The following is a 21,572-nucleotide window of genomic DNA, read 5'->3' on the forward strand; positions in this document are numbered from 1 at the left end:
AGTATGAAATTTTTGCTTTCTATCTTTTTTAGTTTGCTTTTAGCCTGTGCTAATACGGACATAAATACGAATAGCGAAAGTGATGAATTTGATGTTGAATTTGAAGCAAGAAAAGATGTTTTTGACCCACTTAGTGGCTACAATAGAATGATGACACATGCAAATGACTTTATCTATGTAAATATGCTAACTCCGGTGGCAAAAGGCTATGCCTATGTTGTGCCAAAAACAGCTAGAACAATGGTTTCAAATTTCTTTGATAATCTGCTTTTCCCAGTTCGCTTTGTAAACAACTTACTTCAGTTTAAATTTCGAAATGCTGGTGAAGAGACATTAAGATTTTTAGCAAATACGATAATAGGCTTTGGCGGACTAACAGACGGAGCAAAATACTACAATCTTAAGCCTCACGATGAAGATTTTGGACAAACGCTTGGATATTGGGGGCTTGGCGGTGGTTTTCATATCGTTTGGCCACTTATTGGACCATCAAATTTAAGAGATACTGGTGGCATGGTCGGAGATTATTTTGCTGATCCTATTAGCTACGTTGATCCTATACTTTTATCAACTGGTATCAAGTCATATAGAGCGTTTAATAGCTTTTCACAAGATCCAACTGCTTATGAAAAACTAAGAAAAGATGCTATTGATCTTTATCCATTTTTACGCGATGCTTACGAGCAAAGACGCGACAAGCTTATCAAGGAGTAAATATGAAAATTTTAAAAATTTTAACTATGATTTTACTTTTTACAACTAGCCTTTTTGCTATTTCGAAAGAGCAGATCAAGCCTGAAGTAGAGATGAAAACAACAAAGGTTATTGAAATTTTAAAAGATACAAATTTAGACAATAATGCGAAGACAAAAGAAATTTTTGCTCTTCTTGATCCATTTTTTGACTATAAACAAATGGCAAAGATAAGCCTTGGTAAACGTTACAATAGCCTAAGTAGCGATGAGCAGGCTAAATTTGACGCAGCATTTGAGCAAAAACTAAAAAGCTCATACATAGATAAACTTTTAGGGTATAAAGATCAAGAGATACGTATAACTGGCGAGAGTGAACCACAAAAAAATAGGTACTGGCTAACATCTGAGCTTGTAAATGACGGAAAGAGCTACGAATTTGTCTATAAATTTTATGACGCAAAAGAGCATGGCTGGCTCATTTATGACCTTGATATCGTTGGTGTAAGCATCATTCAAACATACAGAAGTCAGTTTGGTGATGTGCTAAATAACGCTGATTTCAATACTCTTTTACAAAAGCTAAACGAAGCTGTTTTGCCTGATCAAAATAAAACTAACCCTTAATGCGACAAATTTTTAAATTTATCATTGCTAAAAACAAGCTTATTATTGCTCTAATTTTAGCTTTAAGCGTAGTTTTTGGCTATCTTAGTACCAAGCTTAGCGTCGATGCTTCAGCTGAAACGCTACTACTTGAGCATGATCCTGACTTAAAAGCTTATAGAGAGATAGCTAAACGCTACGACTCACCTGGATTTTTAGTGGTTGCTTTTACTCCAAAAGATGATCTTTTTTCACCTAAAAATTTAGAACTTATCAAAAATTTAGGCGATGAACTAGCTAAAAACGATATGGTAAATAGCGTCATCTCTATAATAAATATTCCGCTTTTAAATAGTGTAAAAGGCGGGATTACGGGCATCTTAGATCATACTCCAACGCTAAGTGATAAAGATATAAATATTTCAAAAGCAAAGCTTGAGTTTGCCAAAAGTCCGATTTACAGCGGAAATTTGATAAGCAAAGATCTAAAAACCACAGCAATTGCTCTAAATTTAAAACAAGATGAGAAATTTAATGAGCTTGTAAATGAGAGAAATTTGCTTAGCCAAAAAGAGTCAAACGGCACTATCACACAAGCTGAGCGACTTAAGCTAGAGGCTCTTGCCTATGAGTTTAAAGCCTACCGAGATGAGCTTAGAAAAAGTGATCACGAAAACCTTGAGGCTATAAAAGCAACCATAGCTAAATTTAACGCAAATGACGAGCTATTTTTAGGCGGTGCAAATATGATCGCCGATGATATGATAGGCTTTATAAAGAGCGATCTTTTGGTCTATGGCTTAAGCGTACTTGCTCTTCTTAGCTTTAGTTTGTGGCTATTTTTCAGACAGGTTAGATGGATAGTTTTGCCGATGTTTATATGTGCCATAAGTGCCATTTTTACGACCGGAATTTTTGGCATATTTGACTGGGAAGTGACGGTCATTAGCTCAAACTACATCGCACTTCAGCTCATCATTACCATTTCAACTGTGATTCATCTTGTCGTTAGTTATAGAGAATTTTACGCAAAGCATCCAAAATATAGCCAAAATCAGCTAATTTATCTAACGCTTCGTGATAAATTCTCTCCATCTTTTTGGGCGATATTTACCACGGTTATTGGCTTTAGCTCGCTTATGAGTGCTGACATAAAGCCAGTTATCATGCTTGGCATTATGATGAGCACTGGCATTAGCGTTTCGCTTGTGCTTGCGTTTTTGCTATTTGGTGCAATAAATGTAAATTTAGAAAAATTAGCTCCTATTAGAACCTTTGAAAATAGCTTTAAATTTACAAAATACTGCGCGAATTTAGCTCTAAACTCAAGAAAGATTATCTACGTAGTTTGCGCTCTAGTTGTCTGTTTTGGCATTTATGGTATCAGCAAGATAAAGGTTGAAAATAGCTTCATTGGCTACTTTAAAGAAAGCACAGAAATTCGCCAAGGAATGCAAGTCATTGATACTAAACTTGGTGGCACGATACCAGTTGATGTGATAGTGAAATTTAAAGAGCAAAAACAAGATAAAAATACTGAGCAAGATGAGTTTGAAAATGAGTTTGAAAGCAACGCTAAGGATGCAAAATACTGGTTTAATAGCTATCACACAAGGGTTGCTGAGAAAATTCACGATTATCTAAAAGAGCAAAAATTTGTCGGACATGTAAGCTCGCTAGCAACCCTTATAAAAGCCATAAAAGAGCTAAATAACGGCGCTAGTGATGATTTTTTATTAGCTGCGATGTATGAGAAATTACCACAAAATTATAAAAATATCTTATTAAGTCCTTATGTAAGCGTTGAAGATGATGAGCTTAGATTTAGCATAAGGATCGTCGATAGCGACTCCGAGCTTAGACGAAATTTATTTCTAAAGGAGCTTAGAGAAGGGCTAGCACAGCTTACTAAAAATGACAATGTAAGTATAGAAGTTGCCGGTATGATGGTGCTTTATAACAATATGCTTCAAAATTTACTTAGCTCACAAGTTGATACTTTTGGACTAACTGTCGCTATACTTTTTGTCATATTTTGCTTTATCTTTAGGAGTATAAAGTTAGCAACCATTGCGATAGTTTCAAATTTAATCCCGCTTTGCACACTCTTTGGTGTGATGGGTTTTTTTGGCATTCCGCTTGATGTGATGAGTATCACGATCGCAGCCATTAGTATAGGTATCGGCGTTGATGATATCATCCACTACATCCACCGCTTTAAAGAAGAAATGCTTACAAAAAGTGTTTTTGAGAGTATTAAAGCTGCTCATGCAAGCATCGGATATGCGATGTATTACACATCATTCACCATTTTTCTTGGCTTTAGTGTGATGATAACCAGCAACTTTATCCCAACTATATATTTTGGCTTACTAACCGATCTTGTTATGGTATTTATGCTTCTTGGCGCACTAATCATCTTACCAAGCCTCATTGCAAGCTTTGTAAAAAAGAGCGATATTTAAGCTAAATTTATTTGATAACTTTGATGAACGAGTAGACATCGGCCACGCCATCAATATGCTTAGCATACCAAATAGCATGTTTTTCTTGTTCAATACTATCAACTACGCCGCTAAATACAACATCGCAGCCAACTATGCTAACACGCACATTTGTGCCCTCAACTATACTATCTTTAAAAAGATTTTGCTTTAAGTTTGCGAGAATTTTTAGACTATCGCATGGATATTCTGGCTTTTTGATACGAAGATAGGTATAAATTTTTCGCACGCCATCTGTACTTTTGGCTAGTTCTACTAGCTTATCTTCAAGCTCTTTACTATCAACAAGTCCGATCAGATAGGCATCTCCGTAAAAGACCTCTATCTCGATGTCGATATTACTAAGCCCTTTTGAAAATAAAATTTTGCTTTGCAATTTGCTTTGTATAAATTTATCTCTTGTGATTGAGTAAATACCACGTTTATCACGCGAAATAGAGTACGCATCATATACATTTAGTGGTGCAGTTGCTGGAGAAAGAACCGAAGAGCAAGAGCAAAAAAATAGAGCCAAAAATGCAAAAACGCTAAATTTTAAAATCAGAAATCCTTTTGTAATTTCAAAAAGTTTATAGAAAATGGGCTAAAATTTATCTAAATCTGCTAAAATAACGCGCACGGAGGATAAAGTAATCTGGTGATGCTCACGGGCTTCAAACCCGATGACTGGGCGGTTGACCGTCTGGTGGGGAGTTCGATTCTCTCATCCTCTCGCCACTCACTTTAAATTTTACTTTTATCAAGCAAATTTATAATCCCAAATAAAATAAAGCTTAATACAACCAAAACAAGGCTTAAAATCAGCGCTTCATCACTTTTACCATCATATACGGCATTATAAATGGCAAGCGAAATAGTGTCTGTTTTGCCTATGATATTGCCACCCAAAATTAGTGTTATGCCAACCTCGCCAAGCCCACGCGAGATCGCTAAGATAAAAGCCGCTGCTACGCTTTTTGCAACACACGGGAAGAGCACAAAAATAGCTGTTTGAAATTTATCTTTCCCAAGGCTGTATGCTGCTTCACTTAGGCTTTTTGAAAGTGAGCCAAGAGCAGAAGCGACAGGCTTTACAAATAGTGGCAACGAGGCTATAAAAGCAGCTAACACAAGAGCCTTAAAACTAAAAATAATTTCTAAATTTAAAGCCTTACCGACGATGCCATTTTTACCAAGCAGATAAAGCAGTAAAAATCCGGTCGCAATGGGTGGAAAGATGAGCGGAAAAGTTACGATCATCTCTAAAATAGCTTTAAATTTGGCCTTACCAAAAGCTAAATAATAAGCCAAAGCCAGCCCAAAAATGATAAGCAAAGCCCCTTGGCACAAAATGACCTTTATGCTTAAAAATAGCGGATCAAACAGCCAAGAGAGCTCTTGCAAATTTCGCCTTATCTTATGCCAAATTTAGTGTAAATTTCTTTTGATCTTTCACTTTTTAGCTCATTTAAAAATTTCTCACAATCAGCCTTTTTATCGCATTCTTCAAGCTTTGCAGCTACAATGTTTGCTGGAGTATAAAGCGCTCTGTCTATCAAAATAAAACTACCAAATTCGTCTTTGTGTGCGTTTATTTCAGTTTGGTTGATGAACCCAGCATCAACTTCACCGTTTAATACATAAGTAACGACTTGTGGCACGCCAGCAACTGCTAAAATTTTATCCTTTAGCTCACCACTTAAATTTGCTTTTTGCATAAATTCATTTGCTCTTTTACCATAAACTGTCTTTATTGCGTCTGGCATAGCGATCTTAGAAAGCGCTTTTAGCTCTTCAGCTTTTTCAATTTTTACACCCTTTTTAGTAGCTAGCACCAAGGCGCCTGAGCCCAAATTTACATACTCAGCGATCTTGAGATCAGATTTTTTCAAAAAGTCCTCATCGCCTACGATCACGTCAGTTTTGCCCTCTTTTGCCTGAGCCATAATAGCTGTGATGTTTGCAAAAGAAGTGTCGATATTTACGCCATCTTTTTTGAGATTTTGCGTGACTGCTTCGACTATCTTTTTATATCCGCCGCCCGCACTTACTAGCAAATTTTCATTGCCAAATGCAAAAATTGCAACCATTAAAAGTAAGAACTTTTTCATATTTTTCCTTTAAAACTAAAATTTCAAGATTTTATAAAATATACTCTTATACATTCTTAAAATATATTTTTATAATTTTCACTTTTCTACCAAAATGCTATAATCACGCTAAAAAAGGACAGACATGAACGAACTTGAGCTAAAGATGCAAGGCAAGATAAAAAGGCTAACAGATAAGACTTTTAGGCTAGATCCAAGGATCGGCGAGGGCTACTTTACTGCGAAATATTTTCTAAAAGTAAATGAGATAATTAAGCAAAACTTACCCGATCAACATGTGACGATGCAGTTTTTCCAAAGGCGCGATGATATCGTGCTTTGCGGCATTGACGAGGTTTTAGCTATCATCAATAAATTTGCCAAAAATCCAAGCGAGCTTGAGATTTACGCACTTGATGATGGTGATATCATAAATGCAAACGAGCCAGTTTTAAAGATAAGTGGCAAGTATGAAAATTTCGGATTTTTAGAAAATGTGATCGACGCGACGCTTACTAGAAGAAGCTGCGTGGCGACAAACTCCAGAGATGTGATAAAAGCGGCAAATGGCAAGGTGGTTTTTAGCATGGCTGATAGACAAGATGACATCTGCACACAGCCAGGTGACGGCTATGCCTCATTTATTGGCGGTATAAAAAAGGTCGCTACTGACGCTCAGGGCGAGCTTACAGGGCTAAAAGGTGGTGGTACCATGCCTCATGCGCTTATTCAAATGTGCGGTGGAGATATAGTAAAAGCCTCAGAAATTTATGCTAAAACCTTTGGAAATGAGAAGATCACGGCCTTAGTGGACTATAATAACGACGTGATCACAGATGCATTAAAGGCTGCAAATGCCTTAAAAGAGAGGCTTGGCGCGGTTAGAGTCGATACTAGTAAAAATTTGATAGATAAATATTTTGAGAACAAAGACACGAGTAAATTTGACCCACACGGCGTTTGCAAGGAGCTTATATTTGCTCTAAGAGAGGCGCTTGACAAAGCTGGTTTTAAATACGTTAAAATCGTCGTTAGCTCAGGCTTTAGCCCTAAAATTATAAAAGAATTTGAAGCTTATAACACACCAGTTGATACTTATGGCGTTGGAAGTTATCTTGTTAAAAATGACATTTGTGGCTTTACTGGCGATCTGGTCGAGCTAAACGGTAAAGATGAGGCTAAATTTGGTAGGAAAAATTTCGCTTCGGATAGACTAAAAAGAGTGAAATTTTAAGAAAAAAGATGAAATTTATAAAAATTTTAATGTTTTTGTCGCTTTTGTTAACTGCTTGCACCGCCACAAACTATGCTAACGCTTTTGAAAAGGTTGGCATCCTTGAAGACGGAGTTTATCGCTTTAGCCAAAATGGCCTTGGCGTCAAAAAAGACCTGCTTGTAAAGGTGATCTCGGTGCAAAACGCAGAAAAAAGATCATCTCGATGCTAAATATCCCTAAAAAATCTAAAATCAATGACTTTAAAACAAGCGATACTGGCGTAATAGTGTGGCCATTTTACGAGTTTGAGGGCAAATTTATAACGACAATAATCGTTGAAAATATAAAAAAAGAAGATAGCGATCAAAAGCTACTTAAGATGTTAGAGCTTAAGCATCCGTTTTACTCAACGATCCTAGCACGAAGAAAAGGTGCTAAAGACGCCATAGACGTGAAATACGTGCTAAATTTCAAAGAGGCAAAGCTGGTAAAATCGTTTAAAAACCGCCCTTAAAACTTTATTTTAAATAAATTTCATTAAAATGGCGTAATCAAAAAAAGGATCATCTTTGCATAATCTAAAAACTATAAACGTCGCTCACTCGCCGGACGCTGACGATATTTTCATGTATGCCGCGGTCAAATTTGGCTGGGTTAGCAGTAAAAATTTAGCCTTTACATCAAAGGCGCTTGATATCGAAACGCTAAACGAAGAGGCGCTAAAAGGCACTTACGAGGCCACAGCGATCAGCTTTGCACTCTATCCAAAAATTTGCGACGAGTATGCACTTTTACGCTGCGCCGTGAGCTTTGGCAATGGATATGGCCCAAAGCTTATCAAGCTAAAAGATAAGCAGCTAAAGCGAAATTTTAAAGTCGCGCTCTCTGGCAAAAACACGACAAATGCCCTGCTATTTCGCATAGCCTACCCAGAGGCAAGGATCGTTTATAAAAATTTTCTTGAGATCGAAAATGCTGTGCTTAGTGGCGAGGTCGATGCTGGCGTACTCATACATGAAAGCATCTTAAATTTCTCCGATCAGCTCTGCGTAGAGCGTGAAATTTGGGACATCTGGAGCGAGCTAAACGGCGAAAATTTACCGCTTCCACTTGGCGGCATGGCACTTAGACGAAGCCTACCGATAACTGACGCGATTGAATGCGAGAGAGTGCTTAGCGAGGCCGTTAGGATCGCCACTTCGCACAAGCCATTTTTATCTCACATGCTAATGGAGCGAAACCTCATCAGAGTTGGCAAAGAGGAGCTTAAAACGTATCTAAATTTATACGCAAATGACGAGTCGATAAGCATGAACGAAACGCAGCTAAAAGCGCTAAATAAGCTCTATCAAATAGGCTATGACAAAGGCTTTTTCGAAAAGCCAATCGACGTAAACGACTATTTAATTCCAACTGAATACAACGAAGTAAGGTTTAGCTGATGCAAAGTACGCTTGTCTCGCTTGGAGTTGAAACCTTTAAGATCGCCCTTTACATCAGCCTTCCGATGCTGCTAAGCGGCCTAATCGCAGGTCTTATCATCTCCATTTTTCAAGCGACCACGCAGATAAACGAAACCACGCTAAGCTTTGTGCCAAAAATTTTGCTAGTCGTCGTTGTAATCATATTTTTGATGCCTTGGATGATCTCGATGATGGTTGAATTTACCACTCGCATGCTTGATTTTATACCGGAATTTATCCAGTGACGAGGTTTGTTGATTTTTCTAAATTTACTTCGGTTAGGATAGGTGGCGTGCATGAAATTTTTGAGCTTAATTGCCTTGATGATCTAAATTCGCCTGAATTCTTGGGTGCTGTGATGATAGGCGGAGGTAACAATCTACTCATCTCGCCAAATCCCCCAAAAATGGCGATACTTGGCAAGAGCTTTGACTATATAAATTTAGAACGCTTAGGCGATAAAATTTATCTTGAGATAGGTGCTGCAACAAAATCAGCTAAAATTTATAACTTCTGCAAGCAAAATAACATTGCTGGCCTTGAGTTTTTAAAAAATATCCCAGGCACACTTGGCGGACTTATAAAAATGAATGCTGGGCTGCTTAAATTTAGCATAAGCGACAATCTCACACATGTGCGTCTGGCTCGTGGCTGGGTAGGCAAAGATGAGATAAGCTTTAGCTACCGTCACAGCGGTATAGATGAGGCCATTTTGGGGGCTAAATTTGAGCTTTGTAGTGGCTTTGATACGAGCATTTCTGAGACCATAAGTGTAAAAAGAGCAAATCAGCCAAAAGGGGCTAGCTTTGGCAGCTGCTTTGTTAATCCAGATGGGCACTTTGCAGGGGCATTGATTGAAGCGGTGGGGTTAAAGGGATACGTGATCGGCGGAGCGAAATTTAGCGAAGAGCACGCAAATTTCTTGATAAATTTTAACCACGCAAGCTTTGAAGACGCCACAAATCTTATAAATTTAGCAAAGGCTAGGGTTTTAGAGAAATTTGGCGTAGAGCTTAAGACTGAAGTTTGCATTTTATAAGGATAGTGATGAGTGAGTTTTTAGCAGAAGTTTTAACACTTTCATTTTTGTTTATTATGATTGGTTTTTATGCCATTTATAGGGCTAAAAAGGCGCAAAGCGAGCATGAGAAAAATATGACTGATTATGATAAAAATCTGCTAAATTTTGCTCAAATTTTAGGTGTGCAAAACTACATCGATCTAGTTAAATTTGATGGAATTTTAGCCGAGGCCTTAAAAGAAAAACTAATTTTTAAATTTAATAAATCTACCTCACAAGAGGAATTTCTCTCTTTTATAAAAGATGAAAATTTCAAAACCAAACCCCAAATTTCACAAAATCATATCGATGAAGCTTTTTTAAACCTTTGCGCGAGCTCGCTTATAGAGCCACTAAATCTTGCAATACTAAAAAACGAAGATCAAATTTATGGATTTTTGTTTGAAAAAGAGCGCCTTTTTGCTCTTATTGATAGCGCTGCACTGCTTGGCGAAAATATTATAATTTGCGAGTAAATCAAGTAAAATTCATCTCTTTTTAGATAAAATCAAGCCAAATTTCAACTATAAGGTAAAAAATGGCAAAAGAAAAAGATAGTGACAAAAAGATAGCTATCCCAGAGAGCGAAGCGGACAAGAAAAAGGCACTCGAGCTTGCGCTAAAGCAGATCGATAAAGCTTTTGGCAAAGGCACGCTTTTAAGACTTGGCGACAAAGAGGTTGAGGCTATCGAGTCGATACCGACTGGCTCGCTAGGACTTGATCTGGCTCTTGGCATAGGCGGCGTCCCAAAAGGCAGGATCATCGAGATATACGGACCAGAGAGCTCTGGTAAGACCACGCTCACACTTCACATCATCGCTGAAGCACAAAAAGCTGGCGGAATTTGTGCATTTGTCGATGCAGAGCACGCACTAGACGTAAAATATGCTTCAAATTTAGGTGTAAATACCGACAACCTTTACGTCTCTCAGCCAGACTTTGGCGAGCAGGCACTTGAGATCGTTGAGACGCTTGCTAGAAGCGGTGCGATCGATCTTATCGTAGTTGATAGCGTAGCAGCCCTTACTCCAAAGAGCGAGATAGATGGCGACATGGGCGATCAGCACGTTGGCCTGCAAGCAAGGCTAATGAGTCAGGCGCTTAGAAAGCTAACTGGAATTTTAAGCAAGATGAAGACAACTGTTATCTTCATCAACCAAATTCGTATGAAGATCGGTATGATGGGATATGGCACGCCAGAGACTACAACTGGCGGTAATGCGCTTAAATTTTACTCATCTGTAAGAATTGACGTTAGAAAGATAGCCACACTTAAACAAAACGACGAACCTATCGGCAACCGCACAAAAGCAAAAGTGGTTAAAAACAAGGTCGCACCTCCATTTAAAGTGGCTGAATTTGACATCATGTTTGGCGAGGGTGTGAGCAAAGAGGGTGAGATCATCGACTATGGCGTAAAGCTCGACATCATCGACAAATCAGGCGCATGGTTTAGCTACAAGGCTGAAAAACTGGGTCAAGGCAGAGAAAACGCCAAAGCCTACCTAAAAGAGCACCCAGAAATTTCTGATGAGATAGTAGCTGCGATAAAAGGCTCAATGGGGATAGATCACCTAATAAGCAGCGGCGCAAAAGACGAAGACGACGACACAAATGAAGCAGGAGATGAATAATGGTATTTATTGAAGATGTAGAAGCTCACGAGGTTTTAGACAGCAGAGGCAACCCAACAGTTCGTGCGACAGTTAGACTAAGCGACGGCACCGAGGCAAGCGCGATCGTACCAAGCGGCGCAAGCACTGGTAAGCGTGAGGCGCTAGAGCTTCGTGATAAAGACGAGAGATACGCTGGCAAAGGTGTTTTAAAGGCTGTTTCAAACGTAAATGAAAAGATCGCAGAAGCAGTGATAGGACTTGATGCTTACAACCAAAAAGCAGTCGATGCGGAGATGCTTGAGCTTGATGGCACGCACAACTACTCAAATTTAGGCGCAAACGCTGTCCTTGGCGTATCTATGGCAGTAGCTCGCGCAGCTGCAAAGAGCCTAAATATCCCACTCTATCGCTACCTTGGCGGTGCAAACGCTAGTATCTTGCCAGTGCCAATGTTTAACATCATAAATGGCGGCGCACACGCAAATAATAGCGTTGATTTTCAAGAATTTATGATCATGCCATTTGGCTTTAGCACATTTAGCGAGGCGCTAAGAGCTGCAACTGAAATTTATCACAAGCTAAAATCTATCCTAAACGCAGCCGGCCACAGCACGGCTGTCGGCGACGAGGGTGGCTTTGCTCCAAATTTAAAAGACAACGAAGAGCCACTAAAGCTTATCTCTCAGGCTGTAAAAGAGGCTGGATATGAGCTAGGCAGCCAGATAAAACTAGCGCTTGACGTCGCTTCAAGTGAGCTTTATAAAGACAGCAAATACGAGCTTGAGGGCAAGAAATTTAGCAGCGACGAGCTCATTAGCTACTACGAAAAACTTTGCGAAAAATATCCGATATTCTCTATCGAAGATGGCCTTAGCGAGGACGACTGGAGTGGCTGGGCTGAGCTTACAAAAAGGCTTGGCAGCAAGGTTCAGCTAGTTGGCGACGATCTTTTTGTCACAAATGAGAAAATTTTACGCGAAGGTATCGAGAAAAACATCGCAAATGCAATCTTAATCAAGCCAAATCAAATAGGCTCAGTCACACAAACCATGCAAACTGTCCGCCTTGCTCAAAGAAACGGATATCGCTGCATAATGAGCCACAGAAGCGGTGAGAGCGAAGATGCGTTCATCGCTGACTTTGCAGTCGCACTAAATACTGGCGAGATAAAGACAGGTGCTACTTCAAGAAGCGAGCGTAACGCAAAATACAACCGCTTGCTTGAGATCGAACTTGAGGCTGGAGAGTTTTTGGGGGATAATATTTGAGCGAAATTTTAGACGAATATGGCAACACCGATGGCATATTTCATAAAATTTTAAAATACATTAGACCAACATTACGATATGTCATAGCCACAATTTGTGTGGCTATGTTTGCTTTTTACGTAGGCAATATGATGTTTGGCAAACGCTCACTTGATGTTATGCTAAGCCTTCAAAGTAAAAAAGATAGACTTAGCGAGGACGTGGAAATTTTAAAAAAAATGAACGCGCGTCTGCAAAAAGATTATTTTGAATTACAAGGCCTTGAGCCGGACTTTAATAAAAAGTAGGAATGATGAAAAAAATTTGGTTAGTTTTATCTATATTTGCAGCAAGCGTGTTTGCTAGAGAGAACCCATTTATGCCTATTAGCGAGCTAAATACAAGCGTTATGACAACAAATATCATAGAAAAATTTGATAGATTTGATTCTCTTTCGTTTAAATTTCCAAGCGATGCAGCACTTTTACTAGATGTCACCATAAGATATAGAGCAAATGACGGCACCATAAAGGAAAAAAGACTAGCTGATATAAATAAAACTATCGATTACAGCGATGAATTTGCTTTAAATAAGGTAAAAAATCCAGAACCAGTCGTGGCAAAAAAGCTAGATGTTTCAGTCACAATGGCAAATATGCCTAGTCAAAAAGTAAGCACTCCTGTGATAATAGAAAAAAATGAAACTAAAATTTCAAATAAAGATAGAAATAAAACTTCAGATATGCCAACTCCAAATGTTGTAGTAATCGATCTTAGCACAGACAAAACAAAAGAAACTACCATAAAGCCTGAACAAAAGGTGGTCGAGATAAAGATCGAGCCTAGTGTAAAACCCGTTGATAGTGTCAAAAATGGAAAAGATGTTAAATTTCTAGGTTTTATAAGCTTTCTAGCCAACGACAAAGAGCTAAAAATCGCTACAAAAGCTAAAAATTTAAAGCATTTTGCTTATGAGAAAAATAAGATCGTTCTTGACTTTGCAAAGCCGCCAAGAAGCTTTAAAACTAAGAGCTTAAAACTTGAAAATGAATATTTTAAAAATGTGATCATAGGCTGGCATGATAGATATTTCAGAGTGGTTTTAGAACTTGATAAGATGCATAAATATAAGCTTGAAGCCGCTGAAAATGGATATTTGCTTAAGCTTTTATAGTTGAATTTTAAAAAGAGTAGATTTTATAAAATTTCAAATATAATACTTTTCAAAATAAAAATTTAAGGTTATTGTTTTGAAATATCCACTTGATTGTAAAGATAATTTTGAAAACTCATTCATATTTTGGCTCACTCGCTACGTCAAATTTAAACTTAGCTCACTTTCGAATAAAGAGCTTCGAGATCCAAAGGCACTTGCAAGTGTAAATTTCGCTCTAAGCCGCGAGGTAAAGAACATTGATCAGCTTGATGGTTTGGTAAAAAGTGCGAGAAATGCAGGGCTTACTGGTATAAATACCTACTTTAATCCGCTTAAAAAAATATATGAAACGATGAAATTTTACGAGCTTAGCAGCCTAAAGCAGATCGATGAAGAGCTGTTAAGTGAAATATTAGCTAGCACAACTGGCGGACTAAGCGATGCTAGCAAGAAAAATTACCGCATCTCAGTGATAAATTTCTTTGCATTTTTAGACAAACAAAACGAAGAGGATGGCAAGGCTCATGTTTTTGATATAAATTTAAAAAACTGGGGCGGAGTTAGTGGCAGCAAAGGGCAAAAGTTACCTGAGTTTATGGGTGAAGATGAGGTCAAAAAATTTCTAGATGCGATCGAAGAAAGTGACTTTAAGCAAAACTCAAATCGCAATAAGCTCATAATAAAAACGATAATTTTTACTGGCATTCGTGTGAGTGAGGCTCTAAATTTAAAGCGAAAAGACATTACTGAAGATGGCGATCTTTTTATCATTAGGATACGAGGCAAAGGCAACAAATACCGCATCGTTATGATAAAACGTCACCTCATAGAAGCTCATCTAAATGCGATCGCAATAAACTACATCAATAAAGAAGGCTATCTTTTTATCAATAAAAAAGGTACCAGACTGACGCAAGCCTACGTAAGTCGCATAGTAGAGCAGATCCTTTTTAAGGCTGGTATTAGAAAAGAGAAAAACGGTGCTCACATGTTGCGCCACACCTTTGCAACGATGCTTTACAAAAAGCAAAAGGACCTTGTTTTAGTGCAAGAAGCTCTAGGGCATGCAAGCTTAAATACCTCAAGAATTTATACTCACTTTGATAGCGATAAGCTAAAACTTGCTGCAAAAGTAGCTGAGGATCTAGCAAACTAGAGCACTTAAAGCCAAAGCAAACTAGCAATACTAAATTTAACTCATGCAAAATTTAAAACATTATTTAACTATGAAACCCTATAAATATATGAGGAAATTTTAGCTTGCAAGCAGCCTAAAAGCTTGCTCTGTATCTAAATTTACAATCCACCAGTCAAAAGCTCTTACAAAAAGTGAAATTTGGCAAGCAAATTTTACTCTACTCGCCAAATTTATATCAAACTAGCCGATCTTTCTTATCTTTGCAGGAAGTGCTTGTCTAGCGCAAGTACCAACCAACCAGTCATTTAAACTAAATTCGCCACTTCTTTTTGGATCAAGAAGTCCAAGTTTATTATGATTGACCCCTTTTTCTAAATTTGCGATCCCAAAAGCTGGCTTTCCATCGACAGTGTGCGTTCTTATACCAAACTCATCATGGCCAAATCCATGCTCGATACTAATAACTCCGCTAGCAACGCCATCCGTCACAAACGCCTCACCAACTTGCGCACCATAAGGAGTAGTCACTTTGACCTTATCGCCTGAGCGAATGCCTTGCTCGCTAGCCACATCTGTCGATACTCTTATGAAATTCTTAGGATGAACAGATCTTAGCCTTGGACTAACAAATGTGTAGAAGTGTTGGATATTTGACTTTCTTGAGCTTACTGTGTATTTCCACTCAGAGCGTGGGAAAAATTTCTCAAGCGGCGTACCGTCACTTGCTACTGGCAGCATTAGACTTGGCACACCTGGCATAAATTCGCCTGTTATTGAGTGTCTATGCCCACCAAGTGGCTCATAGTAGATAGAAGCTGGCATAGGCGCTGGCACTTTTACGGTTGCTTTATCGCCCTTATATGCGCTATCGTAGCTATCGTATCTGCCGCCTTTTGCTAGTATGTGCGCTACTTTTGGCTTCTCTTCGTCTTTTAGATAAGGATCGAGTTTTGTCATCACTCTTGATATCTTACTAAGCTTTTTGTCCTCGTCGCTTATATCTTTTACACCCTCGCCATCAAAGGCTAAATTTGCTAGTGCAGCCGCGTAATACTGCTCTTTTACGTCAAGGTTCATGAAATTTCCGTCTTTGTCTTTGAAGGCATTTTTGCCAAAGCCTTTTAGTCCAAGCCTCTTTGCCACGGCTATATAAAATGCCTCAACGTCGATCGCGCCGCCGTTTTTATCCTTTGCCTGCTTTGAGCTAACAGCTGGATAGCGCACGACTGAAGTTTTAGCGATCGTTCCCCAAAGAGAGTTTGGAAGTGCCCAGTTTTCTAAATTTACCCCATCTGGCACGATGTAGTCAGCATAGGAGTTTGTCTCGTTTATAAAGGCGTCGATGCCCACAAAAAGTGGTAAATTTTTACTATCTTTTAGTACGTCTAAAACCGCTCTTTCAAGTCCTGCTTGGCCGTAAAGTACGTTTGTCATATAGTTTATAAAAACTTTTACTTTGTATGGATAGCCAGCCTTGTGGCTCGTAAGTGTTTCGTTTACAAGTGGCATAGAGATAGGATACCATGGCTGAGTTGATGGATAGCCGCTGCTGCCAGCTGCCACTTTGCGTTTATACTCAGAGCTTGTTTCGTAGTATTTGCCTGATCTTGATAAATTTAGACCATTTGGCTTATAAGCACCCTCAAAGCTCTCAAGGTCATATCTGCCCTTTAAAAACTCGTGTGTGCCGGCACTTGCATTGACGTTGCCGCCTTTGTAGCCGTAAGTGCCCATTAGCGTGTTTAGACAAAGGATCGCAAAAGTAGTCATACCAGCTTGAGTATGCATCATACCGCCATGCACGTTTGTGCTCACCTGTCTGCCATTTTTAGTAAAATTTTCGCAAAGCCAGATGATATCTTCAACACTCACACCGCAAATTTTTGAGTACTCCTCTAAGCTATGTTTATAAGCTGACTCTTTTAAAAGCTGCATTGAGCTTTTTACCTCGACTTTTTTACCGTCTATTAAAATTTTACCTTTGTAGTAGAGCTTGGCTGGTTCATTTACCTTGTAGCTTTGTATCTTGCCATCTTGCGAACAGACCTGCCACTCGTTATTGATAAGTGCAAATTTGCCGTAGTCTTTGTGACCTTTTTCGGTGATGACTAGATGCGTGGCGTTGCACCAGTGTATCTCGCCAGCTAGCTTTGCCTGGTCTAAATTTGGCTGGATAAGGTAGTTTGTAGCGTATTTTTCATTTTCTATGATCCAGCGTATCATCGCCATGGCTAGAGCTGAGTCGGTGCCTGGCTTTATCGCTATCCAGCGACCTTTGTCTGAAGAGGCGTATTTTACAGCGTTTGTAACGCTTGGGTCGACCACTGCATAGGCAAAGTCATCTCTAGTGCCTCTTGCGTAAGAGAGCATTTTTGCCTGTTTTTGGAAAGGGTTGCCACCATTTGACGGCGAAGTGCCCCAGTAGATGACAAATTTAGAGTTTTCATAGTCTGGCTTAGTGTGTGCAAAGCCCTTTGCGTTGTGAGCGATCTTGCCACCGACCCTAAAGCCACCACCGCAAATTCCGCCGTGAGAGTAGTGATTTATAGTGCCAAATGACTTTTTAACAAAGCGATCAACAATGTCAGAGCGTCCGTCATATAGATAAAAACTTAAAAATTGATTGCGTTTGGTACCGTACTCTGGATTTTCGCTATCGATTAGCTCATCGCTATATATTGCTCTTAGCCCATCAACATGCCCCTCACCAAAGAGATCTCCGCCCTCCACTACCTCTTCTACTAGCTGCTCAAAGCTTATGCTCTTCCACTTTCCCTCACCCCTTTTACCAACTCTCTTTAGTGGCGTTAGTATCCTTGCAGGTGAGTCTATCATCTCAGGCAATATCGCTCCTCTAGCGCAAACTGTGGCTCGCTTTTCGTCTTCGCCACTTAGTGTTGTGGCAAGAAGTGCGTCATTTATCGATGTGTCAAAATTTGCCCAGTGTACGTTTGAAAGTGGGTGGTATGGGTTGCCGCTACATCTTAAAACGCGGTCGTTTTTGTCATCCACATGAAGCCTTATGCCACACTTCGTCGTACAGCCATGGCACATCGAAAAAATAACACTATGTCCATCACTAAGTGAAATTTTGCCGTCCTTTACTCGAAATTCAGGCTCTAGTGAGTTTGCCTGCGGTTTATAGTCGTCCTTATCTTCATCTGCCAGCATAGCACTCGTGGTTAGTGTTGAGAGCACGGCTGATCTTTTTAAAAATTCTCTTCTTTGCATTATTTATTTCCTTTTACTGTGCTATCTCTTCGCTCCAGCTGATAACCTTTTTATATCCATTATTAAGCTCGAGTTTTTTATTGTTTTTAGCCAAAATTTCGCTAACTCCGTGGTAGAACACCTGTGGATTTGTATTTTTAGGGCTATCTATAACCATAGTCTCATGTGTGGCTAGAAATTTTCTAATATTTGAGTTAGGATCATTAAGATCGCCTATTATACGGCTACCGCCCACACAGCTCTCTACACATGCTGGCTGAAGCCCTGCTCTTAGTCTGTGATCACAAAAGGTACATTTATCGGCCTTATAGGTATGCAGGCTAAGATATCTTGCGTGATATGGACAGGCCTCTACGCAAAGCGCACAGCCTATGCACTCTTTTGTGTCAATCTTTACTATGCCATTACTTCTTTGATGGCTAGCACCAGTTGGACAAACGCTAATACAGGCTGGATTGTTGCAGTGGTTGCAAAGCCTTGGAAGTGACGCAATGACTGCCATTTTACCGCTTTTATCTCTTGCCTCGTACTCGGAAACAATGGTTCTAAAAGCGCCTGGCTGAACGTCGTTTTCTAACATACAGCTCATAGTACATGACTGACATCCAACACATCTTGTTAGATCTATCGCCATGCCGTAGCGAACACCACTACTACTAAAGTCCTTTGGTGCAGCCTTTAGTGCGGTCGTAGCAAAAAATAATCCTGCAGCTGCAATGAAGCTGCGACGAGAATTTAAGGTCTGTTGCATAAAAAATTCTCCTTTCTTTTTAGAATTTTTTCTTATTTTAACATAGTAAATATTTTTTCTAAAGTTTATTTTATATTTTTGCAAAATGTATTAAATTTTGAGAATTTTTGTAGCACTTAAAAGATAGAATTTGGATAGTAAAATTTAGAAAGAAGTGGGAAAAAGATAGAAAATAAACTTCTATCTTCTTAAATTTATGCTTTGTAGTTTAGCATATAAAGGCGAATGACTTGCTCTGCTGTCATCTTTAAATTTCTAATCGCGACATCTTTTCTCATCGCTTCTTCAAGACTCACTGGCTCATTTAATATACAAAAATAGGCATCAATCCCATTTTTATGGCAATCTTTGGCGCATTTTTGTACGCTTCCAGCAAATGCGATCACTGGCTTATGATACTTTTTGGCTAGTTTTGCAACCCCAGTTGGTGTCTTGCCCATTGAGCTTTGAAAATCCATACGGCCTTCACCAGTGATGACTAGATCAGCCTTTTTGATCTCATCCTCAAGAGCAATAGTCTGTGTAATGATCTCAATACCTGGGCGAAGTTTCGCTCCTAGAAATGCCACGAATGCAAAACCGAGTCCGCCAGCGGCACCAGCACCTTTTTGTGTGTGAAATTTGCTATTAGTCTTTTCCTTTACAAGAGCTGCAAAGCGTTTTAGCCCATCATCAAGCTCTTTTACCATGCGACCATTTGCACCCTTTTGAGGGGCATAAACATGGGCTGCTCCATTCATGCCATAAAGCGGATTATCTACATCGCAGGCGATTAAAAATTCGCAATCCTTTAGCTCTTTTAGTGCCTCTTCATCTGTAAACTCATAAATTTTGGCTAAATTCTCGCCTTTTCCTTCAAGTAAAGCACCATCTTTATCATAAAATTTAAAGCCAAGTGCACTAAGCATACCTGTACCAGCGTCATTTGTCGCGCTTCCGCCGATACCTATGATAAATTTTCTAGCGCCTTTAGCAATGGCATCTTTTATCATCTGACCAAAGCCAAATGTGCTAGTTTTTAGTGGATTTCTCTCATCTGGATTTATGAGTGTAAGGCCAGAAGCACTTGACATTTCAAGTATAGCAAGGTCATCTTTTAGTGCATATCTAGCTAAAATTTCAATTCCAAGTGGATTTTTAACTATCGTATCTATAAATTTCGCACCAAGTGCATCAGCCATCGCCTCTACACTACCCTCGCCACCATCTGCGATAGGCTTGACAACGACCTCGCAGCCAATCTCTTCTAGTCCTTCTTTTACAGCAAGGCCCGCTTCAAGCGAGCTAAGCGAGCCTTTTAATGAATCAATCGCAACTAAAATTCTCATAAAAGCACCAAAGATAATATGTAAACGCTAATTATACCAACGATGCCCATTATAAACGTCATAGCTGTTTGTGTGCGATATCCTTGTTCTGCGCTCATCTTACTAAAATTTGTCACAACCCAGAAGTAGCTGTCATTTGCGTGAGATACGCACATCGCACCAGATGCTATCGCCATGACACAAAGTGCAGCTGAAAGCTCGGTCGTAAAGCCAAGTGTATGCATGAGCGAGTTGTCGGCACTAAATGCACCCATGATAGATGCTGTCGTGATGATAGCCACGGTCGAGCTTCCTTGAGCGGTTTTTAGTACGGCTGAGATGATAAATGGGAAGAAAATTCCTATCGCTTTTATGGCGGTTGCATTTTCTTTTATGAAATTTACAAAGCCAGCCTCAGTGATGACATTACCCAAAACACCGCCAGCTGCTGTGATAAAGAGTATAGGACCAGCAATCTTTAAAGACTCGTTCGTGATGTGGTCAAATTCTCTTATCTTTCTGGCTTCGACCAATAAAAATACACAAAAGATCACGCCGATTGCAAGAGCAATGATAGGATTTCCTAAAAATAAAAGTATCTTTGGCAAGAGAGCCGTTTTATCAAACATGCCTTGTTTTGCTAAAACATCGACAATAGAGCCGATCGCCATAAAAATGATAGGCATGATGATAGGAGCAAGGCTCAAAAATCCGCTAGGTAGCGTGCCAAATTTCTTTAAAAGCTCTTCGTAGGTAGCTGTGATGGTAGCGTCAGCATCTTTGTCGCTGATAGTCACACTTTTGCCAACACTCTTTGAAAAGAAATAAACAGCTATCAACACAGGCACTGAAACGACTGTTCCCATGATGATGACAAGGAGTAAATTTCCGCCAAGACCAAGTGTTCCTGCAGCTGCTATTGGGCCAGGAGTTGGCGGGATGAAGACGTGAGATGCGTATAGGCCGCCACTAAGTGCGACTGACATCGCGACTGGGCTTGCTGAAATTTTCTTATAAAGTGCCTCGCGAATAGAGTTTAAAACGACAAATCCACTATCGCAAAATACCGGAATGCCAACAACCCAGCCCATTATAAGCATAGCAAGCTCTGGACGCTTTTGTCCAACTAGCTTAACAACCATATCAGCTAGCTTTAAAGCAGCTCCCGTTTTTTCAAGCACGGTACCGATGATCGTTCCAAAGATAATAACGATACCGATACTCTTAAATGTGCCACTAAAGCCAACACCTATCATCGCTGGGATCTTGGATAGATCGATGCCTGCGACGATCGCAAGAACCAAAGAAATGCTCATAAGTGCCAAAAATGGATGCACTTTTAGCTTAGAGATCATAACGATCATAAGTATGATGGCTACAACAAAACAGACAATTAGTGAGATTCCGCTCATAAAAACTCCTTTGCTCTGAGATTTTGCTTAAGATTTTAGCAAAATTTGCTTGTATTTTTTCTAATATTTTTAAGTTTTTTGATTAATTAAATTTTTTTGACA

General features: G+C 39.4%; 22 protein-coding genes and 1 tRNA gene. 16 read left to right on the plus strand and 7 right to left on the minus strand.

The features are described 5' to 3' along the window. Window positions 1-3 precede the first annotated feature (3 nt). From G6W45_RS07275 to G6W45_RS07285, 3 genes are read left to right on the plus strand one after another with little or no spacing between them, the layout of a single operon-like run. Entirely contained in the window at window positions 4-714 is a 711-nt protein-coding gene (locus tag G6W45_RS07275; RefSeq protein WP_194168035.1) for an MlaA family lipoprotein, read from the plus strand. Between the two features lie 2 nt (window positions 715-716). Further along, the gene (locus G6W45_RS07280) at window positions 717-1,319 is read left to right on the plus strand and encodes a Tgt2/MlaC family protein (protein ID WP_194168036.1); all 603 of its coding nucleotides are present in this window, start codon (window positions 717-719) and stop codon (window positions 1,317-1,319) included. Beyond that, on the plus strand, window positions 1,319-3,763 hold the full coding sequence (locus tag G6W45_RS07285; RefSeq protein ID WP_194168037.1) for an efflux RND transporter permease subunit: 2,445 nt from the start codon (window positions 1,319-1,321) through the stop codon (window positions 3,761-3,763). The genes G6W45_RS07280 and G6W45_RS07285 overlap by 1 nt, the downstream gene beginning before the upstream one ends. A 7-nt stretch (window positions 3,764-3,770) precedes the next feature. On the opposite strand, the gene G6W45_RS07290 is transcribed toward G6W45_RS07285, so the two are convergent. Next, a complete protein-coding gene (locus G6W45_RS07290; RefSeq protein WP_087580773.1) occupies window positions 3,771-4,346 on the minus strand; it encodes a BON domain-containing protein in 576 nt (191 codons plus the stop codon). A gap of 75 nt (window positions 4,347-4,421) precedes the next feature. On the opposite strand from G6W45_RS07290, the gene G6W45_RS07295 reads away from it, so the two are divergent. Continuing rightward, a tRNA-Sec gene (locus G6W45_RS07295) sits at window positions 4,422-4,519 on the plus strand. A 6-nt stretch (window positions 4,520-4,525) separates the two neighbouring features. Here G6W45_RS07295 and G6W45_RS07300 read toward each other — a convergent pair. Both G6W45_RS07300 and modA read right to left on the minus strand, forming a co-directional pair. After that, window positions 4,526-5,185 carry a molybdate ABC transporter permease subunit gene (locus tag G6W45_RS07300; protein WP_194168038.1) on the minus strand — a complete coding sequence of 220 codons (660 nt, stop codon included), beginning with the start codon at window positions 5,183-5,185 and terminating at the stop codon, window positions 4,526-4,528. An 8-nt stretch (window positions 5,186-5,193) separates the two neighbouring features. Next, window positions 5,194-5,892: a molybdate ABC transporter substrate-binding protein gene (gene modA, locus G6W45_RS07305; protein ID WP_194168039.1), complete on the minus strand. Its 699-nt coding sequence runs from the start codon at window positions 5,890-5,892 to the stop codon at window positions 5,194-5,196. 124 nt (window positions 5,893-6,016) lie between these two features. Between modA and G6W45_RS07310 the strand changes: the two genes are divergently transcribed. The 12 genes from G6W45_RS07310 to G6W45_RS07365 all read left to right on the plus strand — a co-directional run bounded on the left by G6W45_RS07310 (window position 6,017) and on the right by G6W45_RS07365 (window position 14,787). Continuing rightward, window positions 6,017-7,105, plus strand: coding sequence for a nicotinate phosphoribosyltransferase (locus G6W45_RS07310; RefSeq protein ID WP_194168040.1), 1,089 nt, complete (start codon window positions 6,017-6,019; stop codon window positions 7,103-7,105). Between the two features lie 8 nt (window positions 7,106-7,113). Beyond that, a complete protein-coding gene (locus tag G6W45_RS07315) occupies window positions 7,114-7,317 on the plus strand; it encodes a hypothetical protein (protein WP_194168041.1) in 204 nt (67 codons plus the stop codon). Continuing rightward, complete coding sequence (locus G6W45_RS07320) at window positions 7,311-7,601, plus strand: hypothetical protein (protein ID WP_194168042.1); 291 nt, start codon at window positions 7,311-7,313, stop codon at window positions 7,599-7,601. The genes G6W45_RS07315 and G6W45_RS07320 overlap by 7 nt, the downstream gene beginning before the upstream one ends. A gap of 112 nt (window positions 7,602-7,713) precedes the next feature. After that, entirely contained in the window at window positions 7,714-8,529 is an 816-nt protein-coding gene (locus G6W45_RS07325) for a menaquinone biosynthesis family protein (protein ID WP_242039082.1), read from the plus strand. Beyond that, the gene (gene fliQ / locus G6W45_RS07330; protein WP_223154231.1) at window positions 8,526-8,795 is read left to right on the plus strand and encodes a flagellar biosynthesis protein FliQ; all 270 of its coding nucleotides are present in this window, start codon (window positions 8,526-8,528) and stop codon (window positions 8,793-8,795) included. The genes G6W45_RS07325 and fliQ overlap by 4 nt, the downstream gene beginning before the upstream one ends. Beyond that, window positions 8,792-9,589, plus strand: coding sequence for a UDP-N-acetylmuramate dehydrogenase (locus tag G6W45_RS07335; RefSeq protein ID WP_194168044.1), 798 nt, complete (start codon window positions 8,792-8,794; stop codon window positions 9,587-9,589). The genes fliQ and G6W45_RS07335 overlap by 4 nt, the downstream gene beginning before the upstream one ends. Window positions 9,590-9,597: 8 nt before the next feature. Next, window positions 9,598-10,086, plus strand: a complete 489-nt coding sequence (locus G6W45_RS07340) for a hypothetical protein (protein WP_194168045.1) — start codon at window positions 9,598-9,600, stop codon at window positions 10,084-10,086. Window positions 10,087-10,148: 62 nt separating this feature from the next. Continuing rightward, a complete protein-coding gene (gene recA, locus G6W45_RS07345; RefSeq protein ID WP_002940852.1) occupies window positions 10,149-11,246 on the plus strand; it encodes a recombinase RecA in 1,098 nt (365 codons plus the stop codon). Beyond that, on the plus strand, window positions 11,246-12,496 hold the full coding sequence (gene eno, locus G6W45_RS07350; RefSeq protein WP_194168046.1) for a phosphopyruvate hydratase: 1,251 nt from the start codon (window positions 11,246-11,248) through the stop codon (window positions 12,494-12,496). Before recA ends, eno begins: the two co-directional genes overlap by 1 nt. Beyond that, window positions 12,493-12,783, plus strand: coding sequence for a hypothetical protein (locus tag G6W45_RS07355; protein ID WP_054197225.1), 291 nt, complete (start codon window positions 12,493-12,495; stop codon window positions 12,781-12,783). The genes eno and G6W45_RS07355 overlap by 4 nt, the downstream gene beginning before the upstream one ends. A 5-nt stretch (window positions 12,784-12,788) precedes the next feature. Then, window positions 12,789-13,649 carry an AMIN domain-containing protein gene (locus G6W45_RS07360; protein ID WP_194168047.1) on the plus strand — a complete coding sequence of 287 codons (861 nt, stop codon included), beginning with the start codon at window positions 12,789-12,791 and terminating at the stop codon, window positions 13,647-13,649. Window positions 13,650-13,725: 76 nt separating this feature from the next. Then, a complete protein-coding gene (locus G6W45_RS07365) occupies window positions 13,726-14,787 on the plus strand; it encodes a tyrosine-type recombinase/integrase (RefSeq protein WP_194168048.1) in 1,062 nt (353 codons plus the stop codon). Window positions 14,788-15,009: 222 nt separating this feature from the next. On the opposite strand, the gene G6W45_RS07370 is transcribed toward G6W45_RS07365, so the two are convergent. The 4 genes from G6W45_RS07370 to G6W45_RS07385 form a co-directional block, all read right to left on the minus strand. After that, the gene (locus G6W45_RS07370; RefSeq protein ID WP_194168049.1) at window positions 15,010-18,000 is read right to left on the minus strand and encodes a molybdopterin-dependent oxidoreductase; all 2,991 of its coding nucleotides are present in this window, start codon (window positions 17,998-18,000) and stop codon (window positions 15,010-15,012) included. Window positions 18,001-18,013: 13 nt separating this feature from the next. Then, the gene (locus G6W45_RS07375) at window positions 18,014-18,751 is read right to left on the minus strand and encodes a 4Fe-4S dicluster domain-containing protein (RefSeq protein WP_194168050.1); all 738 of its coding nucleotides are present in this window, start codon (window positions 18,749-18,751) and stop codon (window positions 18,014-18,016) included. Window positions 18,752-18,945: 194 nt separating this feature from the next. Next, the gene (locus tag G6W45_RS07380; RefSeq protein WP_194168051.1) at window positions 18,946-20,079 is read right to left on the minus strand and encodes a glycerate kinase family protein; all 1,134 of its coding nucleotides are present in this window, start codon (window positions 20,077-20,079) and stop codon (window positions 18,946-18,948) included. Continuing rightward, complete coding sequence (locus G6W45_RS07385; protein ID WP_021091588.1) at window positions 20,076-21,470, minus strand: GntP family permease; 1,395 nt, start codon at window positions 21,468-21,470, stop codon at window positions 20,076-20,078. The genes G6W45_RS07380 and G6W45_RS07385 overlap by 4 nt, the downstream gene beginning before the upstream one ends. Between the last annotated feature and the right edge of the window lie 102 nt (window positions 21,471-21,572).

This window comes from Campylobacter concisus (assembly GCF_015229955.1).
GTDB lineage: Bacteria > Campylobacterota > Campylobacteria > Campylobacterales > Campylobacteraceae > Campylobacter_A > Campylobacter_A concisus_AT.

Bases quoted from the DNA above. Each gene is read 5' to 3' on its own strand.
- G6W45_RS07285 (WP_194168037.1), top strand. From the start codon at position 1,319: ATGCGACAAATTTTTAAATTTATCATTGCTAAAAACAAGCTTATTATT.
- G6W45_RS07275 (WP_194168035.1), top strand. From the start codon at position 4: ATGAAATTTTTGCTTTCTATCTTTTTTAGTTTGCTTTTAGCCTGTGCT.
- G6W45_RS07325 (WP_242039082.1), top strand. From the start codon at position 7,714: ATGTATGCCGCGGTCAAATTTGGCTGGGTTAGCAGTAAAAATTTAGCC.
- G6W45_RS07315 (WP_194168041.1), top strand. From the start codon at position 7,114: ATGAAATTTATAAAAATTTTAATGTTTTTGTCGCTTTTGTTAACTGCT.
- G6W45_RS07370 (WP_194168049.1), bottom strand. From the start codon at position 18,000: ATGCAAAGAAGAGAATTTTTAAAAAGATCAGCCGTGCTCTCAACACTA.
- G6W45_RS07375 (WP_194168050.1), bottom strand. From the start codon at position 18,751: ATGCAACAGACCTTAAATTCTCGTCGCAGCTTCATTGCAGCTGCAGGA.
- G6W45_RS07385 (WP_021091588.1), bottom strand. From the start codon at position 21,470: ATGAGCGGAATCTCACTAATTGTCTGTTTTGTTGTAGCCATCATACTT.
- G6W45_RS07380 (WP_194168051.1), bottom strand. From the start codon at position 20,079: ATGAGAATTTTAGTTGCGATTGATTCATTAAAAGGCTCGCTTAGCTCG.
- G6W45_RS07340 (WP_194168045.1), top strand. From the start codon at position 9,598: ATGAGTGAGTTTTTAGCAGAAGTTTTAACACTTTCATTTTTGTTTATT.
- G6W45_RS07280 (WP_194168036.1), top strand. From the start codon at position 717: ATGAAAATTTTAAAAATTTTAACTATGATTTTACTTTTTACAACTAGC.
- recA (WP_002940852.1), top strand. From the start codon at position 10,149: ATGGCAAAAGAAAAAGATAGTGACAAAAAGATAGCTATCCCAGAGAGC.
- G6W45_RS07320 (WP_194168042.1), top strand. From the start codon at position 7,311: ATGCTAAATATCCCTAAAAAATCTAAAATCAATGACTTTAAAACAAGC.
- eno (WP_194168046.1), top strand. From the start codon at position 11,246: ATGGTATTTATTGAAGATGTAGAAGCTCACGAGGTTTTAGACAGCAGA.
- G6W45_RS07360 (WP_194168047.1), top strand. From the start codon at position 12,789: ATGAAAAAAATTTGGTTAGTTTTATCTATATTTGCAGCAAGCGTGTTT.
- modA (WP_194168039.1), bottom strand. From the start codon at position 5,892: ATGAAAAAGTTCTTACTTTTAATGGTTGCAATTTTTGCATTTGGCAAT.
- G6W45_RS07310 (WP_194168040.1), top strand. From the start codon at position 6,017: ATGAACGAACTTGAGCTAAAGATGCAAGGCAAGATAAAAAGGCTAACA.